At 49.9% G+C, this 521-nt stretch carries 1 pseudogene; it reads right to left on the reverse strand.

The window, feature by feature from the left end:
* Positions 1–167 precede the first annotated feature (167 nt).
* Positions 168–521 (reverse strand): annotated as a pseudogene (locus A7P55_RS22860) (Ig-like domain-containing protein); the annotation flags it as partial.

Genomic DNA, 521 nt, shown 5'->3' on the forward strand with positions numbered 1-521 from the left:
ACACTGCCTGCACCCTCTGCTGCATTAATCACATTGTCTGTAGTTACAGCGTCAATGTTCAGTGTTGTTCCTGATATATCTGGTGCAATCGTATCGATTGTCACTGTACCTGTATCTGTACCAACATTACCCGCCAAATCTGTCGCAGTCACAGTCACCGTATGTNNGCCGCATCGGTGAACGTGACTGTTGCATCAATGGTTTTATCACCATCTGCCAACAAGTCACTGCCTGCAACCACTGCACTCCACGTGCCTGCTGCTGCATCCACTGTCGCTGTATAGGTCACACCATTGATCAACAAGGTAACCACTGTGGTCGCCGCATCCGCTGGAACACCGGTTAAGGTACCTGTCAGCGTGACATTGCTTGTAGATTCTGCTGCATTAATCACATTGTCTGTAGTTACAGGATCAATGTTGACCGCTGCACCCACTGGGTTCGGTGGGGTAGTATCGACACTGTACAGTTGTGTATCCGTCACATTGCTGCTGTTACCTGCCGCATCGGTGAAGGTCGCT

Origin of the sequence: Acinetobacter sp. Ac_5812, assembly GCF_013072695.1 — a bacterium.
Taxonomy (GTDB): Bacteria; Pseudomonadota; Gammaproteobacteria; order Pseudomonadales; family Moraxellaceae; genus Acinetobacter.